The following is a 16,278-nucleotide window of genomic DNA, read 5'->3' as shown; positions in this document are numbered from 1 at the left end:
TCCAGTTTTGAAAGAACAATTTCTTTTATGAAGGGTTTCAAGATACGAGTAGTTCGAGGAAGCAATGGAGAGAGGGAAGGAGCGTACTTCAAGTACGTGACTGACTGAACGACAGAAGCTGACGAAGAAATGCGATGTATATTGAAAGCCGAAAATAGTCTAGTGATGATGGCAAAGAGGTCACACCCGTTCCCATACCGAACACGGAAGTTAAGCTCTTTAGCGCCGATGGTAGTTGGGGGCTTCCCCCTGTGAGAGTAGGACGTCGCTAGGCAATTGTAACCGCTGAGATATATCTCGGCGGTTTTTATTTTTGTCTGTCTTTGTAAGCACCGAAAATGGTAAAATTCAATAGTAAAGATTGGACAAAGGGGATGAAATAGAGTGGCTACAGGACTATATACTAGTGATGCAATTTATATACAGAGAGAAAAGGTAGAGAGCTTTATTCAAAATAGAGAAAAGTGGGCTGTTTTAATACCAGGTTATTTGCATCATGAGTTGCTAAATGAAAATAACATGATTTGGGTTTTTCAAGGTGACTTCGGCATCATTCAAAAGGCTGTGAAGGTGGAGCTTCAATTGAAACCTTCAGAACCACATCAAGTCTTATTTGATTTAATTGGCCTATCGGATCCGATAAATGGTGATGGGTCATTCGAAATTAAGCACCAAGATGAATCAATCCAACTTACTGGTAGCTTAACTATGAAGGCTAGTGGCTTTTTAGCAGGAATGATGAATCCTGTATTAGAAAAATTTGTTCCACAATTGGTGGAGCAACTCGTTAGTCAAATGGCTTTGACGGTAGCAAAAGAATAATAGTTTCATTTATAAAGGGTGGAGAACCGATTATTGCAGAAGGTGGCAATGGTCGGTTTTTATAATAGTAAGGCATTTTATTGAAAAATTATAACTTTACCTGTAAATATAGAACAGCTTGCTGAAGGATGACTTTTTTATCGCGTTATAATCTCGTATAATTAGATGAGAATATAACGAAAATAGGTGTTTGTTTTGCAAAAGAAAAAGCCGATTATCGAGGGGTTAGAACGTTTTCGACAACAACAAAATATTTCTTTTCATGTCCCTGGCCATAAGCATGGCGAACTGTCTCACCTTCCGCAAGCATTTAAGGATGTTATGCGTTATGATGTAACTGAATTATCAGGACTGGATGATTTGCATTATCCTGAGGAAATGATCTTAGAAGCAGAACATTTATTAGCTGATACATATGGAGCGATGAAAAGTTTCTTTTTGGTAGGAGGCTCTACCGTTGGAAATTTAGCAATGATTTACGCTACTTGTCAAAAAGGCGATACCATTATTGTTCAAAGGAATGCGCATAAGTCTATATTTCATGCCATTGAACTTGTTGGGGCCAAGCCTATTTTCGTGTCACCGATATGGGATGAACGAACATTAACGGCAACACATGTTACGTTTCAGGATTTAAAGGAAGCTGTAGAAAATTATTCAGAGGCGAAAGCAGTTGTTTTAACATATCCTACTTATTATGGGGTAACCTCTAGTGAAATACAGCAACAAATTGCTTATTGCCATGAAAAGGGGATCCCTGTATTGGTGGATGAAGCACATGGCGCTCACTTTCATGCATGTTCATTATTTCAACCATCAGCTTTGTCTCTTGGGGCAGATGTTGTCGTACATTCAGCGCATAAAACTCTACCTGCGATGACGATGGCATCCTTTATGCATGTGAGATCGGAGTTAATAGAAGCTGACAAAATTCATCACTATTTACGTATGCTACAATCTAGTAGCCCATCTTATGTGCTATTAGCTTCATTAGATGATGCTCGTTATTATGTACAGACATATATGGAGAGTGATGGGGCATATATAATAGAAAAAAGGAATCAATGGGTTGAAGCATTACGATCGATTGGCTCTTTGGAAGTTATTGAAGTAGATGACCCTCTCAAATTACTTTTACGTGTCAAAGGTTATACTGGCTTTCAATTACAGAAGGCGCTAGAGGCAGAGCATGTCTACGGGGAGTTAGCTGATAGGAATCAAGTTTTATTCATATTACCATTACTCAAGCAAGGACATACCTATCCGTTTGCTGAAATAAGAGTCCGCATAAAGGAAGCTGTAACATTGCTATTAGAAACAGCAAAAACTGATAGCAGCCAGGCTTCTCAAGCGGCTTATAAATTTGTTCAGATAACTGAGCCTATTTATACTTTCAATGAGATTGCATCTTTAAATAAAGAATGGTTACCATATATGCGTACAATGGGACGAATATCGGCAAGTATGATTATTCCATATCCACCCGGCATTCCATTACTAGTGCCAGGAGAAAGAATAACAGTAGCAAAACTAAGTCAGTTAGAAGAATTACTAGCAGCAGGTGCAACATTTCAAGGAAATCATCGTTTAACAGAAAAAATGATTCAGGTCATTAAATAGTTGGAGGCAATTAACAGCATGAAGAGCAATTTATTTATAACATTTGAAGGTCCAGAGGGAGCAGGGAAAACAACCGTCATTCAAAAGATTGCAGAGCGGTTAGCAGAAAAAAATATTGATGTTCTAGCAACAAGAGAACCTGGTGGAATTGAAATTGCAGAAAAAATAAGAACGATTATTTTAAATCCTGCACATACAGCAATGGATGAACGAACTGAAGCATTGTTATATGCTGCAGCAAGAAGCCAGCATTATTTTGAAAAGGTTCAACCTGCTTTAGATGCTGGGAAGTTGGTAATATGTGATCGCTTTATCGATTCATCTTTAGCCTATCAAGGTTATGCAAGAGGTATAGGTATTGATGAGGTGCTTTCCATTAATGAATTCGCTATCGGAAAGAAATTACCTGATATGACGTTATTATTTGATATTGCACCAGAAGTAGGGTTAGCACGTATTTATGCAACGGGAAATCGTGAAGTAAATCGTTTAGATGTTGAAAGTTTACCGTTTCATCAAAAGGTGCATGAAGGATATTTACTACTCGTTGAGCGTTATCCAGAACGTATACGTATTGTGAATGCTGACCAAGATATTGATAGTGTTGTTGAAGATGTATGGTCATTATTATTGGACGCAATACAGTAAATACATGAAGTTGTCTATAACAATGTGATATAATGATACTATCCATTATTTTATCTTCAATTAGATTATTAATAGTGGAAGTATTAAAAGCTTATGAATAATATTGAAACCTATTTAGGTTAATTTTATAAAAGGGGTGAGTGCGAATGAAGTTAGTCGTAGCTGTAGTGCAGGATCAGGATAGCAGCCGCTTATCAAATGCTTTAACGAAAAATCAGTTTCGCGCAACTAAATTAGCGAGCACAGGAGGATTTTTACGTTCAGGAAATACGACGTTTCTTATAGGAACTGAAGACTCTCTCATACCCAAACTTTTAGATATTATTCGGGATAATTGTCGTGCTCGGGAGCAGATGGTTGCGCCAGTTTCTCCACTAGGGGGAAATGCTGATTCCTATATTCCTTATCCTGTAGAGGTTGAGGTAGGAGGAGCCACTGTCTTTGTTTTACCGATTGAACAATTCCATCATTTTTAAAAAAGAGCCTCCTCATAAACATTAGGGTTCACTGTTTGAAAGGCAGAATCATGATTAGGGTTTGGCCTATTGTTATCCTAAAGCAATCATGCTGAGGAGAAATAGATAAAGATCGTGGGGGCGAAACAAGCTTGAAAATTAATCAAGATATACGCGTCGGGTTAAATACAAATCGTAAAGAGCCACTACAAAATAATAATCAAAATAACCGATTTGGGGATATGGTCGTCAAGCAAGGAACAAAGTTGCAAACTGAGCAATTGACAAGGTTGTTAGGGGATATATCTACTGCAGGTGACCGAGTTGCGAGATCGCGTAATTTACGAGAACTTGCTAGGTTTAAAATGCTAGTTAAACGATTTCTACAAGAGACAGTAGAACATGGTATGGAATTAAAGCAATCTCATACTTGGAATCGTTTTGGTGAAGGAAGACGTTTGAAAATCATTGACACGATTGATACACGTCTGGTTGAACTTGCGCAAGATCTTTTAGACGAAGAGAAAGAAGCGATTGACCTCCTTGATAAAATCGGTGAGATTAAAGGCTTACTAATTAACTTATATATGTAAAACCCGTGTCTCATTCTCCTATAGGCGCGGGCTTTTTTCGAATATGTACCTTCATTCAATAGTAGACCCATGATCATTGAAAACCAATAACGTTAAAATACTAATCATTTCACTTTTGAGTCAGTCAAGAGTATCTGTTAATTAAAAACGCAGTGATTATCTTCCTAAACGTGTGAGGTGACAATGGCAATTTTACACAAAACGCAATCGCCAATAAAGAACTACTGCAATGTTTCTATGGAAAGTTAAGAGTGGGAACAGTCCCATCTTTACAATAGAAACAGGAAGGAATTTTAAATATATGGCCAAGAATGTTGAAGAGCTATTCGCGCTACAACCAGTTGTAATGAAGCAACTTCAAACGATTTTTGACAAAAATAGATTAGCACATGCGTACATTTTTGACGGTGAAAAAGGGACAGGCAAAGCAGATATTATGCATTTTTTTGTCAAACTAATGCTATGTGAGCACCCAAATGAAAATGTTCCATGTGAAACATGTCGAAATTGCAGACGTGTGGATTCGGGAAATCATCCAAATATTCATCAAATTTATCCAGAGGGTCAATTTATTAAGATTGATCAAATGCGTGAATTAATTGGTGAAATGAAAATGATGGGCGTAGAAGAGGGACGCAAAATCTATGTTCTTCATCATGCAGATCGTCTCAACACGGCTTCTGCCAACATGATACTTAAATTTTTAGAGGAGCCAGATGGTGAGGTTACTGCTATTTTATTAACAGAGCAAATGCAATCGATACTACCAACAATCCGCTCGCGCTGCCAACACATAAAATTCCAAAAAATGCCCCGTCATGTTTTATTACAGCATTTACAGGAAAATAATATTTCGCATTCGATGGCTTCAACCGTAAGTATGATGACGAACGAGGTCGAAATGGCGATATTTTTAGCAAGTGATGAGCAGTTTGCACTTGCTCGAAAAACAGTGTTAAAATTAGTAGAAGCTATTCGGCAAAATGTACATGAGGCCATGCTTATTGTGCACGAGGAGTGGCTACCACACTTTAAAGAAAAAAGCGAAATAGAGCAAGCATTGGATTTACTACTATTTGCTTACCGTGATATAGTGTCAATAAAAGCTAATCCCGAGGCAGCTTGTACTTATCCAGACATGTTACCACTATTCAAAGAAGTCGCGTTATATTCCACTTATGAGCAATTGTCTAAGCAAATGGAATCTATTTTACAGGCGCGTGCATCTTTACAGCGTAACATGAATAGGACGTTATTGATGGAGCAGTTAATGCTAAATCTGCAGGAGGGATATACATTTGTATAATGTAGTAGGAGTCCGCTTTAAAAAAGCGGGTAAAATATATTATTTTGATCCAGCATCATTTCTATTAGAAGATAGTCAATATGTTATTGTTGAGACAGCGCGCGGGGTCGAATATGGTAAAGTGGTTGTCCCTCAAAAAGTAGTAGGTGAGAATGATGTTGTATTACCACTTAAACAAGTACTTCGACCGGCGGATGATCGTGATCGTATACAAGTAGAAGAAAACGCTGCTGAGTCAAAACGAGCATTTGAACTTGCAAGTACTAAAATTATAGAACATAATCTAGAAATGAAGCTTGTAGATGTTGAGTATACATTTGATCGTAATAAAATCATTTTTTATTTTACAGCTGAAGGACGAGTTGACTTCAGGGATCTTGTAAAAGATTTAGCTTCGGTATTTAGAACACGTATCGAACTCCGCCAAATCGGTGTTCGTGATGAAGCAAAATTATTAGGAGGCATTGGGCCTTGTGGTCGTATGCTATGTTGCTCTACATTTTTAGGAGATTTTGAGCCAGTTTCTATTAAAATGGCTAAAGATCAAAACTTATCTTTAAATCCTTCAAAAATATCAGGACTTTGCGGACGTTTAATGTGTTGCTTAAAGTATGAGAATGATGAGTATGAAGAGGCAAAAGAAGGTATGCCAGATTTAGGTGAAGTAGCTATGACACCAGATGGCCGCGGTAAAGTTGTAGGTTTGAATGTGCTGGAAAGACTTATTCAAGTATATTTACAAGAGCAGGAGCGCACAGTTGAGTATACACTAGAAGAACTGCTAGCATGCGAAAAAAATCTTATATAAGATAGAGAATTTAACGAGGTGGCTTGGGTGAAGGACCGTAATTTCTTAGATACCGTTATGGAGTTCGAACAACAGCTCGAAGCAATGCAGGAGCAATTTGGTGCATTGAAACAATTTGTAGCGTTAATGATGGAAGAGCATAAGGCACTCGAAACAGAAAATCATCATCTTCGCACACGTCTAGAAGAACTACTTTCAAATACACACTCCGTACAAGCTGCTGAAGTAAAGAAAGAGAGTCCGCTAGATATAGGTGAAGGCTATGATAACCTAGCTCGTCTATACCAGGAAGGTTTCCATGTTTGTCATGTTCATTTTGGAAGCTCTCGAAAAGGTGAAGATTGTCTGTTTTGTCTATCATTTTTAAATAAACAAAATGTATAATAGAAGGCTGATTCCCACCACGGTGGTATCAGTCTTTTCTTTTGTAGCATAGGAGGAATTAGCATGGAAAAATGGCTAAAAGGTGATGAACGTCTAGACTATTTATTGGCTGAGAATTTACGTATTATTCAAAGTCCATCTGTCTTTTCATTCTCATTGGATGCGGTATTGCTTTCAAAGTTTGTCAATATTCCCTCTCATAAAGGAAATATTGTGGATTTATGCTCGGGAAATGGTGTAATCCCTCTCTTTTTAAGTGCACGAACGAAGGGGCAAATAATAGGAGTTGAGCTTCAGCCACGCCTGCTTGATATGGCAGAGAGAAGTGTTCGCTATAACCAATTAGAAAATCAAATTCAAATGATTCTTGGAGATGTAAAAGTAATACCGAAACAACTGGGCATTGAAAAATATGATGTTGTTACGTGCAATCCCCCTTATTTTTTAGCGCATGAAGCAAGTGATAAAAATCTTAGTGAGCATCATGCTATTGCACGGCATGAACTCTATTTAACATTAGAAGAGGCCATTCAATCAGCAAGCAAATTATTAAAGCAAGGTGGGAAAGCAGCATTTGTGCATCGACCAGGGCGATTATTAGATATAGTCACGGCAATGCGTGCAAATCGTTTAGAGCCAAAACGAATGCAGCTTATTTATCCGAAAGAAGGAAAAGAAGCCAATACATTATTAATAGAAGGAATAAAGGATGGGAAGCCTGATTTGAAAATATTACCACCATTGTATGTCTATAATGAGAATAATGAATACACTGCAGAAGTGAGAGAGATTCTTTATGGAAAAGAGCAATAGTCACTATTTTTACGTGCTAGAGTGTGCGGATCAATCACTTTACGCAGGCTATACAAATAATTTAGAAAAGCGTGTAGCTGTACATAATGCTGGCAAAGGGGCAAAATATACAAGAGCTAGAGGGCCAGTAAAGTGTATTTATAAGGAAGAATTTGAAACAAAGGAAGAGGCAATGCGCGCAGAATATGCTTTTAAGCAACTAACAAGAACTCAAAAAATAATGTATATAAGGAGGGGTGAATCGTGAAATCACAAAAAAGTACAATACACGATCAGACAGGCTGTTTATATCTTGTAGGAACACCTATCGGAAATCTAGAGGATATTAGTGTACGGGCGCTCCGTATTTTAAAAGAAGCGGATATTATTGCAGCAGAGGATACTAGAAATACAAAGAAATTATGTAACTACTTTGAAATTGACACACCTTTAATGAGTTACCATGAACATAATTTAGCTGTAGGTGGAGAAAAATTATTAACTTTTCTACAGGAAGGGAAGACCATCGCATTAGTGAGTGATGCAGGTTTACCTTGTATTTCTGATCCTGGAGCAGATATAGTTGAAAAAGCAATTGCTCAAAACTTTCCGGTTGTGCCTATACCAGGTCCAAATGCAGCAATAACTGCATTAATAGCTTCAGGATTAACACCCCAGCCATTTTTCTTTTATGGTTTTTTAAATCGTGGAAAAAAAGATCGTCGCCAGCAATTAGAACAATTAAAAAAACGACAAGAAACGATTTTATTATATGAAGCACCTCATCGCTTAAAGGAAACATTAAAAGACATGGAAGCTATTCTAGGAAATCGTCGTATTGTTTTAGCGCGAGAGCTGACTAAGAAATTTGAAGAATTTTTGCGTGGGACCCTAGCAGAAGCTATAGAATGGTCACAAACAGAAGAAATACGTGGTGAATTTTGTATAGTCCTTGAGGGGAATCAGGAAGTTGAAGTGGAAGATTCTGAAGAGGCTTATTGGCATACACTGTCTATTATCGAGCATGTGGATTATATCCTTCAACAAAACGATGTAAGTTCTAAAGAAGCCATTAAAGAAGTAGCCAAGGAACGACAATTAGCGAAGAGAGATGTCTATAACGAATATCATAATCAATGACATCAAGAGTTACCTTAGGGTAGCTCTTAATTTTTTGGATTGATTACAAATATAAATAATAGTAACCTTACATATAAAGGTCTGACATGGACATTATAAGGGGTTCACAATTTGGGTATAGTAGATAGTATACGTTTATATTAAAAACACCTAAATCACTGTCTTGATTTAGGTGTGTAAGCATTATTTTTTTAAGTTTGATTGAATTTCTTTTACTAACATTTCAGCGCCTTCTGGACTTAAAATTAATTTGCCTCCAACTAGACGGAAGTTATCATCTGAAACTTCGCCAGTAACAGCACATGTCATATTAGGCATATATTTTTTTAAGATGATTTTATCATCATCCACATAGATTTCTAAAGCATCCTTTTCAGCGATACCTAGTGTACGGCGTAATTCGATAGGTATTACTACACGACCTAACTCATCGACTTTACGAACAATTCCTGTTGATTTCATAATAGTTTTCCTCCTAATTTATAAAAGTTATATTGGCATTTCGTCAAATTTCGACATCATTTCTTTGTCTGATAGTTATCATACCAAGTAATGCCATAAACGTCAATTAATTAATGCACTAATATTATGGTTTTCTAAAAAAATTTTTGAGAAGAATGCTGTTATTTCTGTTTTTTTAAAAGGTTTTTAATAAATATTTTTGATTATAGTATAAAAGGTTCTTATTTAAGTCAGTAAATGGATTAAATATATTATTCGACAATTTTCGCGAATAATAAACTTTCATTGAAACGAATTTCGGACTTCGTTAGAATAGAAAGTATATTGTAAAACAATGGAGGCAGTTCTTGTGAGTGAACAAAAGAAAACATTCTATATAACAACACCCATTTACTATCCAAGTGGGAAGTTTCATATTGGTACGGCATATACAACAGTTGCATCAGATGCGATAGCACGTTATAAACGTTTACGTGGTTATGATGTTCGTTTTTTGACAGGTATGGACGAGCATGGACAAAAAATTCAAGAGAAGGCAGCAGAAGCGGGCAAACATCCTCAGGATTATGTCAATGAAATTGCAGAGGCTGCGAAAAAGCTTTGGGCGTTAATGGATATTTCTTACGATGATTTTATTCAAACAACGCAAGAACGACATACAAAAGCTGTCGAAAAGATTTTCCAAAAGTTTTTAGATAATGGAGATATATATAAAGGTGAGTATGAAGGCTGGTATTGTACGCCTTGTGAATCATTCTTTACAGAGACTCAACTAGTTGATGGAAATTGTCCAGACTGTGGTCGCCCCGTCCATAAAGTAAAAGAAGAATCGTACTTCTTTAATATGAAGAAATACGCGGATCGTTTATTGTCTTATTATGAGGAAAACCTTGGATTTATTGAACCGGAGTCTCGAAAAAATGAAATGATCAATAACTTTATTAAACCGGGGTTAGAAGATTTATCAGTATCGAGAACATCCTTTGACTGGGGTATTAAAGTACCTGGGGATCCCAAACATGTTATCTATGTATGGGTAGATGCATTAACGAATTATATTACATCATTAGGATATCTTTCAGATGATGAAACATTATTCAACAAATATTGGCCAGCAGATGTGCATGTAGTAGGGAAAGATATCGTTCGCTTCCATACAATATATTGGCCAATTTTCTTAATGGCTTTAGATTTACCATTACCAAAAAAGGTTTTTGCTCATGGTTTTATTATGATGAAAGACGGGAAAATGTCTAAATCAAAAGGTAATGTCATTTATCCAGAAATGTTAATCGAACGTTATGGCCTTGATGCAACACGTTATTTCCTTTTACGCGAATTACCTTTTGGTTCAGATGGAGTATTCTCTCCAGAATCATTTATTGAACGCACAAACTTTGATCTTGCAAATGATTTAGGTAATTTATTAAACCGTACTATTTCGATGATTAACAAATATTACGATGGCATTATTCCTTCAGAGAATCTTCAATCGACAGAATTTGATACAGCATTAAAAGAGCAGGCTGAGTCGGTACGTATTAAATATGAAGAAAGTATGGAAAAAATGCAATTTAGTGTGGTATTGGCAGACTTATGGACATTAGTATCACGCACGAATAAGTATATAGATGAAACACAACCATGGGTATTAGCAAAAGAAGAAGCGGATAAACCAAAATTAGGTTCAGTAATGCGGAATTTGGCAGAAAGCTTACATCAAATTGCGGTCATGTTACAACCATTTATGACAACAACACCTAAACGTATGATGGAACAGCTTGGTTTGGATGACAAATTCTTAGCATGGGATACAATTGAAACATTCGGCAATACTATTCCAGCAAACATTAAAGTGGTAGAAAAAGGGATACCTATTTTCCCTCGTTTGGAAAATGAAGTTGAAATTGCTTATATCCGTGAAGAAATGCGTGGTTCAGTAAAAACTTCACAAGAAGAAGAAGTTAAAAGTGAGACAAAGAGTGATGGAAACCCAGAAATTCCTGAAATTACTATTGATGATTTCATGAAAATTGATTTGCGTGTTGCGACTGTAACTGCTTGTGAAACGGTGCCTAAAGCTGATAAATTATTAAAGCTTCAAGTCGACCTAGGATACGAGCAACGCCAAGTAGTTTCAGGTATTGCGAAATTCTATTCTCCAGATGAATTAGTTGGTCAAAAAGTGATTGTCGTAGCCAACTTAAAACCAGTTAAATTACGTGGTGAATTATCACAAGGTATGATCCTAGCCGGTGAAAAAGATGGGATTTTAAAATTAGCATCTGTAGATTCAAAACTTGAAAATGGTGCAAAAGTAAAGTAACAAACGAAGAATGGCCTGCTGAATAGATATTATTCAGCAGGCTTTTCAAATCTGCCGGTAGAATTAGCCTTATTATTATTTCGAAATAATTTATATGCTGTAAAATTAATGGGTTTTTAGGTATATAGGGCCAAATCGAGCTTTGTCGATTAAGTGGATTGTCACAAACCCGAATCGTTTGTAACAAATTTGTAATGCTTACGAAAAATATGAAATAATAAATTTTAATAAAATCTATGTTAGGAGAATGAAGATGTTTATTGACACACATGTACATTTAAACGCAGATCAATACGAGGAAGACCTTCAAGATGTAATCAATAGAGCTTTAGAAGCTAAAGTAGAAAAAATGGTGGTTATCGGTTTTGATCGTAAAACCATTGAAAGAACTATGGAGCTGATAGAGCAATATGATTTTGTTTACGGTGTTATTGGATGGCATCCTGTCGACGCCATTGATTGCACGCAGGAAGATTTAGAGTGGATTGAGGAATTAGCAGCACATCCAAAAATAGTCGGTATTGGTGAAACTGGGTTGGACTACTATTGGGATAAATCACCAAAGGATGTTCAACAGGCACTTTTCCGCAAACAAATACAGTTAGCGCAAAAGATTGATTTACCAATTATCATTCATAATAGGGATGCAACAGGGGATGTTGTAAATATTTTACGTGAAGAAAATGCAGCATCTGTAGGGGGTGTTATGCACTGCTTTAGTGGGAGTGTAGAGACAGCACGTGAATGTATTGCTATGAATTTTATGATTAGTCTTGGGGGACCCGTGACATTCAAAAATGCACGTTTGCCAAAAGAAGTGGCTACGGATATCCCTCTTGAGCACTTGATGATTGAAACTGATGCCCCTTATTTAGCACCACATCCTTACCGTGGAAAGCGCAATGAACCCGCTTTTGTGCCATTAGTGGCGGAAGAAATTGCACGTTTGAAAGGGTTGACAATCGAGGAAATTGCACAAGCAACTACCGACAATGCGAAAAAATTTTTTGGGATTGACAGTTAACTAGCTAAGATGCCTCCAATACAGGGTTTACGGTTGGCAAAAACAAAGAAGTCAATTTTCAAAGAAATACTTTCGGGTTGACAGTGCCAAAACTAGTCCGTATAATCCAACCTTGTATTAAGGAGGCGTTTTTTCATGTCAAATAATTCCATGAAAAACTTGTTCTTAGGATCATTGAGGAGTAAGCAAGCAGTGATAAGAATTATTTCACTTGTCCTGTTTGTATCTGTAATCTCTTTCGTGCTTTATCAAGGTACGAAAAAAGCCGTAAAGCTTGAAGCAAATGGAGAAACAATCGAAGTATCCACACATGCCAAAACTGTAGAACAATTATTACAAGATCAAAATATAGATGTAGCAGCGCATGACAAAATATCACCCTCTCTGAACACCAAAATTGTTAATGGCTTAGCAATTCAATGGGAACAGGCAAAAGAAGTAACAATTTCAGTTGATGGAAATCAGTCAAAAGTATGGACAACTGAAACACTAGTGAAAGACATTTTGAAGGAAGCGAATATTGAAGTATCTGAACATGACTCTTTAGCACAAGGTCTAGATACTGAGCTAGGCGCAGAAAACAAAATCGATATTCAAAGAGCGTTTCAATTAACGCTTGTCGATGGCGTAAACAAAAGACAAGTATGGTCCACTTCGACTACGGTCGCTAACTTTTTAAAACAACAAGGAATTCAGTTAAATGAATTCGATCGTGTCGAAAATAACCTGGAGGACGTTCTTACTCCGGCGAGTAAAATCACAGTAGTTCGCGTAGAAAAGGTTATCGATGTAGTGGAAGACTCTTTAGATTTCGCAGTTGAAAAGAAGCAAGATGCTTCATTGCAAAAGGGGAAAGAAAAGGTAGTAGCAACAGGACAGAAAGGTTCTGTTTCTCGTACGTATGAAGTTGTCAAAGAAAATGGGAAGGTTGTAGCAAAGAATCTACAATCTGAGGCAGTTTTAAAAGAGCCGAAAAAGCAAGTAGTTGCAGTCGGAACTAAAACTGTAGTTGCAAGTGCAGCGACTGTATCGCGTGGTTCAGCAGAGCCATCAAGCGGTAAAGAGTTCTATGTAACAGCAACAGCCTATACACCATATTGCAACGGTTGCTCAGGTACATCGGCAACTGGTATAAACTTGCGTTCAAATTCCAACTTGAAGGTGGTAGCAGTAGACCCTTCTGTTATTAAGCTAGGCTCAAAAGTTTGGGTTGAAGGGTATGGTACAGCTATTGCTGGAGATACTGGTGGCGCAATTAAGGGTAATAAGATCGATATACTTGTACAAACAGATGCCCAAGCACGTAACTGGGGACGTAAGAAAGTGCGTATTAAAGTATTAAATTAAAAAAATTGTAAAATAAATCAAAATGTTTTTCACTAAGGCTTTCCTGTTTTGACTGGCGGGAAAGCTTCTTTTTTTATTTTTAGCGGCTAAGCAATAGTATATGTATAGGTATGTATAAGTCTTGTATTCCTGTACAAACAGTATCATGCAGTTGTAAAATGGTCAGAAGATAAGGTAGAAAAGAGGAGCCTTTTTGCAAATTAAAGAAATTATCGTGGTTGAAGGAAAAGATGATACGACAGCAATTAAGCGAGCCGTACAAGCAGATACTATAGAAACAAATGGATCTGCTATATCTGAAGAGACGTTGAAACGTATTCAGCATGCGCAGGAGAAGCGTGGAGTTATTGTATTTACCGATCCTGATTATCCAGGACGCCGCATACGTGCCATTATTGAGGAGCGCGTTCAAGGGGTCAAGCACGCTTTTTTACCGAAAGCAAAGACAATTGCGAAGAATGGCAAGGGATTAGGGATTGAGCATGCAGCAGACGACGATATTCGTGAAGCGCTACGACTTGTCTATACCCCTAATCTTGATGTACCAAACGAAGATGATATAACACTAGAGGATTTAATGACAGCTCGTTTAATTGGTCATCCGCAGGCAAAGCATCGTCGTGATCGTCTTGGTGAATTATTAAATATAGGGGCTACAAATGGTAAGCAGCTCCATAAAAGATTGAAAATGTTTCAAATTACAGAAAAGCAATTTGGTGCCGCAGTTGCACAGCTAGATCAGGAGGAAAATGATGCATAAGGATATTGCAACCCCAATTCGAACGCAGGAAATTTTAAAAAAATACGGATTCTCATTTAAAAAAAGCTTAGGACAGAACTTTTTAATTGATCCAAATATATTAAGAAATATAGTTAGCCATGCCAACTTAACAGAAAATAGTGGGGCGATTGAAGTTGGCCCAGGTATTGGGGCATTAACCGAACATTTAGCCAGAAGTGCTAAAAAGGTCGTTTCCTTTGAAATTGATCAACGACTATTACCTGTGTTAGAGGATACACTTAGCCCCTACAATAACGTGTCTATTGTCCACTCTGACATTCTAAAGGCCGATGTTGCTAAAGTGATTGCAGAGGAAATGCCAGGAATTGAAGATATTATGGTTGTGGCCAATTTACCATATTACGTAACTACACCAATTTTAATGAAATTATTGAATGATCGATTGCCAATTCGTGGATTCGTTGTCATGATGCAAAAAGAAGTGGCCGATCGTATAACGGCTAAGCCAGGGACAAAGGAATATGGTTCATTGTCGATTGCCATCCAGTATTATGTAAAGGCAGAAATAGCTATGACAGTCCCTAAGACGGTTTTCATGCCACAGCCTAACGTCGACTCAGCAGTCATTCGCCTTATTAAGCACGATGAGCCGCCAGTAAAGGTTATTAATGAGGATTTCCTTTTTGTCGTGACGCGTGCCTCTTTCGTACAACGTAGAAAAACGATATATAATAACTTACAATCAGGTTTGCCGAATGGTAAAGCACAAAAGGACTTCATTCTAGAGGCTTTAACTGCTGCTAGTATCGAACCAACCCGTCGTGGTGAAACTTTAACGATTCAAGAGTTTGGAAAATTAGCCGATGCGCTATATCCTGTATTTGCAAAGTAAAAAATTTTGTTAACATTTTTTCTTAGATGTAAAAAAATATACGTTTTTTATAAAAAATAAGTTGACAAGATTTATGAGGTGCTGATAAAATATTATATTTTGTTGACATTTTTGGGCGATTCGCTTATACTAGTTATTAGTGAGGTGTAAGCGAAAATGCCAAAAACTTTAGCGGACATTAAAAAGTCGTTGGATTGTCATTTGGGTAAACGTTTGCAATTAAAAGCAAACGGTGGTCGCAAGAAAACGGTTGAGTGTGCAGGGATATTACGCGAGACATATCGCGCCATCTTTGTAGTTGAACTTGACCAAGAAGACAATACGTGTAAGCGCGTATCGTATAGTTACACAGATATTTTAACTGAAGCAGTAGAGATTACATTTTTAGACGAAGCAAAGGCTGCTGTCGCAAAATAGTTTCTAGTACTTATTTCTATATTTTTGAAACACTCATGTATGTTAAAAACTACATGAGTGTTTTGCGTTTTCCCGGGGCATACTAATGTGGTCAGTTGTTAAAGGAGGAGTTTATATGCCTAGAAAGGGTATCATGTCACCTCGATTAAAAGAAGAGATCGCAAAAGAACTTGGATTTTATGATGTTGTGCAAAAGGAAGGCTGGGGCGGCATAAAAGCTCGAGATGCTGGTAATATGGTCAAACGTGCCATTGAAATGGCTGAACGAGCAAGTAATGAGCAAGAGCGTAAGTAGACTATTTCTAATAAAATAGACGACTTATTAAGTTTCATTCAGTAAGGAGGAAAATCCTTACTGACACAACAAATACAGCTGACGAGAGAGAACCGTTACTCCAAACAGGGTATACGGTTCTTTTTTTCCATTTTCGTAATCTCAGTATGGTAAAATAAAATGAATAATCTTGTGCGAAAAAGGAATTGTTTATATGTGTTGCTAT

Annotated in this window: 19 protein-coding genes and 1 rRNA gene; 19 read left to right on the top strand and 1 reads right to left on the bottom strand. The window is 37.1% G+C overall.

The features are described 5' to 3' along the window. Positions 1-158 precede the first annotated feature (158 nt). From rrf to rsmI, 12 genes are all read left to right on the top strand, one after another. A 5S ribosomal RNA gene (gene rrf / locus PI85_RS16185) occupies positions 159-274 on the top strand. Positions 275-384: 110 nt separating this feature from the next. After that, positions 385-822 carry a CoxG family protein gene (locus tag PI85_RS16180; protein ID WP_036122005.1) on the top strand — a complete coding sequence of 146 codons (438 nt, stop codon included), beginning with the start codon at positions 385-387 and terminating at the stop codon, positions 820-822. Between the two features lie 186 nt (positions 823-1,008). Continuing rightward, a complete protein-coding gene (locus PI85_RS16175; protein ID WP_036122008.1) occupies positions 1,009-2,442 on the top strand; it encodes an aminotransferase class I/II-fold pyridoxal phosphate-dependent enzyme in 1,434 nt (477 codons plus the stop codon). Positions 2,443-2,460: 18 nt separating this feature from the next. Continuing rightward, complete coding sequence (gene tmk, locus PI85_RS16170) at positions 2,461-3,090, top strand: dTMP kinase (protein WP_036122013.1); 630 nt, start codon at positions 2,461-2,463, stop codon at positions 3,088-3,090. Positions 3,091-3,236: 146 nt separating this feature from the next. Then, positions 3,237-3,566: a cyclic-di-AMP receptor gene (locus PI85_RS16165; protein WP_004229230.1), complete on the top strand. Its 330-nt coding sequence runs from the start codon at positions 3,237-3,239 to the stop codon at positions 3,564-3,566. A gap of 131 nt (positions 3,567-3,697) precedes the next feature. Continuing rightward, on the top strand, positions 3,698-4,138 hold the full coding sequence (locus PI85_RS16160; protein ID WP_008179711.1) for a YaaR family protein: 441 nt from the start codon (positions 3,698-3,700) through the stop codon (positions 4,136-4,138). 301 nt (positions 4,139-4,439) lie between these two features. Next, positions 4,440-5,444, top strand: coding sequence for a DNA polymerase III subunit delta' (gene holB / locus PI85_RS16155; RefSeq protein WP_036122015.1), 1,005 nt, complete (start codon positions 4,440-4,442; stop codon positions 5,442-5,444). Continuing rightward, positions 5,437-6,252, top strand: coding sequence for a stage 0 sporulation family protein (locus tag PI85_RS16150; protein ID WP_036122018.1), 816 nt, complete (start codon positions 5,437-5,439; stop codon positions 6,250-6,252). The genes holB and PI85_RS16150 overlap by 8 nt, the downstream gene beginning before the upstream one ends. A gap of 27 nt (positions 6,253-6,279) precedes the next feature. Beyond that, positions 6,280-6,636: a DNA replication initiation control protein YabA gene (yabA, locus tag PI85_RS16145; protein WP_025116340.1), complete on the top strand. Its 357-nt coding sequence runs from the start codon at positions 6,280-6,282 to the stop codon at positions 6,634-6,636. Positions 6,637-6,699: 63 nt separating this feature from the next. Then, the gene (locus tag PI85_RS16140; protein WP_036122021.1) at positions 6,700-7,449 is read left to right on the top strand and encodes a tRNA1(Val) (adenine(37)-N6)-methyltransferase; all 750 of its coding nucleotides are present in this window, start codon (positions 6,700-6,702) and stop codon (positions 7,447-7,449) included. Further along, positions 7,433-7,696 (top strand): GIY-YIG nuclease family protein, encoded by a 264-nt coding sequence (locus PI85_RS16135; protein WP_008179720.1) that lies wholly within the window; start codon positions 7,433-7,435, stop codon positions 7,694-7,696. Before PI85_RS16140 ends, PI85_RS16135 begins: the two co-directional genes overlap by 17 nt. Further along, complete coding sequence (gene rsmI / locus PI85_RS16130) at positions 7,693-8,568, top strand: 16S rRNA (cytidine(1402)-2'-O)-methyltransferase (protein ID WP_036122024.1); 876 nt, start codon at positions 7,693-7,695, stop codon at positions 8,566-8,568. The genes PI85_RS16135 and rsmI overlap by 4 nt, the downstream gene beginning before the upstream one ends. Positions 8,569-8,751: 183 nt before the next feature. On the opposite strand, the gene PI85_RS16125 is transcribed toward rsmI, so the two are convergent. After that, complete coding sequence (locus PI85_RS16125; protein WP_004229214.1) at positions 8,752-9,030, bottom strand: AbrB/MazE/SpoVT family DNA-binding domain-containing protein; 279 nt, start codon at positions 9,028-9,030, stop codon at positions 8,752-8,754. 334 nt (positions 9,031-9,364) lie between these two features. Here PI85_RS16125 and metG point away from each other — a divergent pair, with 334 nt between their 5' ends. The 7 genes from metG to PI85_RS16090 all read left to right on the top strand — a co-directional run bounded on the left by metG (position 9,365) and on the right by PI85_RS16090 (position 16,073). Then, on the top strand, positions 9,365-11,356 hold the full coding sequence (gene metG, locus PI85_RS16120) for a methionine--tRNA ligase (RefSeq protein WP_254636231.1): 1,992 nt from the start codon (positions 9,365-9,367) through the stop codon (positions 11,354-11,356). A 253-nt stretch (positions 11,357-11,609) separates the two neighbouring features. Next, complete coding sequence (locus PI85_RS16115; protein ID WP_008181618.1) at positions 11,610-12,380, top strand: TatD family hydrolase; 771 nt, start codon at positions 11,610-11,612, stop codon at positions 12,378-12,380. Between the two features lie 135 nt (positions 12,381-12,515). Further along, positions 12,516-13,727: a G5 and 3D domain-containing protein gene (locus PI85_RS16110; protein ID WP_036122029.1), complete on the top strand. Its 1,212-nt coding sequence runs from the start codon at positions 12,516-12,518 to the stop codon at positions 13,725-13,727. Between the two features lie 193 nt (positions 13,728-13,920). Further along, positions 13,921-14,487, top strand: coding sequence for a ribonuclease M5 (gene rnmV, locus PI85_RS16105; RefSeq protein ID WP_036122031.1), 567 nt, complete (start codon positions 13,921-13,923; stop codon positions 14,485-14,487). Beyond that, complete coding sequence (gene rsmA, locus PI85_RS16100) at positions 14,480-15,361, top strand: 16S rRNA (adenine(1518)-N(6)/adenine(1519)-N(6))-dimethyltransferase RsmA (RefSeq protein WP_036122032.1); 882 nt, start codon at positions 14,480-14,482, stop codon at positions 15,359-15,361. The genes rnmV and rsmA overlap by 8 nt, the downstream gene beginning before the upstream one ends. Positions 15,362-15,517: 156 nt before the next feature. Next, positions 15,518-15,778: a biofilm formation stimulator Veg gene (gene veg, locus PI85_RS16095; RefSeq protein ID WP_004229199.1), complete on the top strand. Its 261-nt coding sequence runs from the start codon at positions 15,518-15,520 to the stop codon at positions 15,776-15,778. Positions 15,779-15,893: 115 nt separating this feature from the next. Next, positions 15,894-16,073 carry a small, acid-soluble spore protein, alpha/beta type gene (locus PI85_RS16090; protein ID WP_025116349.1) on the top strand — a complete coding sequence of 60 codons (180 nt, stop codon included), beginning with the start codon at positions 15,894-15,896 and terminating at the stop codon, positions 16,071-16,073. Positions 16,074-16,278 lie beyond the last annotated feature (205 nt).

Origin of the sequence: Lysinibacillus sp. A1, assembly GCF_000801965.1 — a bacterium.
In the GTDB taxonomy this organism is placed as follows: domain Bacteria; phylum Bacillota; class Bacilli; order Bacillales_A; family Planococcaceae; genus Lysinibacillus; species Lysinibacillus fusiformis.
The sequence above is the reverse complement of the archived record's forward strand: the minus strand, read 5'-3'. Positions and strand labels throughout refer to the sequence as shown.

Coding starts and splice junctions, on each gene's coding strand:
- holB (WP_036122015.1), top strand. CDS start 4,440: ATGGCCAAGAATGTTGAAGAGCTATTCGCGCTACAACCAGTTGTAATG.
- PI85_RS16110 (WP_036122029.1), top strand. CDS start 12,516: ATGTCAAATAATTCCATGAAAAACTTGTTCTTAGGATCATTGAGGAGT.
- tmk (WP_036122013.1), top strand. CDS start 2,461: ATGAAGAGCAATTTATTTATAACATTTGAAGGTCCAGAGGGAGCAGGG.
- rsmA (WP_036122032.1), top strand. CDS start 14,480: ATGCATAAGGATATTGCAACCCCAATTCGAACGCAGGAAATTTTAAAA.
- PI85_RS16115 (WP_008181618.1), top strand. CDS start 11,610: ATGTTTATTGACACACATGTACATTTAAACGCAGATCAATACGAGGAA.
- PI85_RS16140 (WP_036122021.1), top strand. CDS start 6,700: ATGGAAAAATGGCTAAAAGGTGATGAACGTCTAGACTATTTATTGGCT.
- PI85_RS16135 (WP_008179720.1), top strand. CDS start 7,433: ATGGAAAAGAGCAATAGTCACTATTTTTACGTGCTAGAGTGTGCGGAT.
- PI85_RS16090 (WP_025116349.1), top strand. CDS start 15,894: ATGCCTAGAAAGGGTATCATGTCACCTCGATTAAAAGAAGAGATCGCA.
- veg (WP_004229199.1), top strand. CDS start 15,518: ATGCCAAAAACTTTAGCGGACATTAAAAAGTCGTTGGATTGTCATTTG.
- metG (WP_254636231.1), top strand. CDS start 9,365: ATGGAGGCAGTTCTTGTGAGTGAACAAAAGAAAACATTCTATATAACA.
- PI85_RS16165 (WP_004229230.1), top strand. CDS start 3,237: ATGAAGTTAGTCGTAGCTGTAGTGCAGGATCAGGATAGCAGCCGCTTA.
- PI85_RS16125 (WP_004229214.1), bottom strand. CDS start 9,030: ATGAAATCAACAGGAATTGTTCGTAAAGTCGATGAGTTAGGTCGTGTA.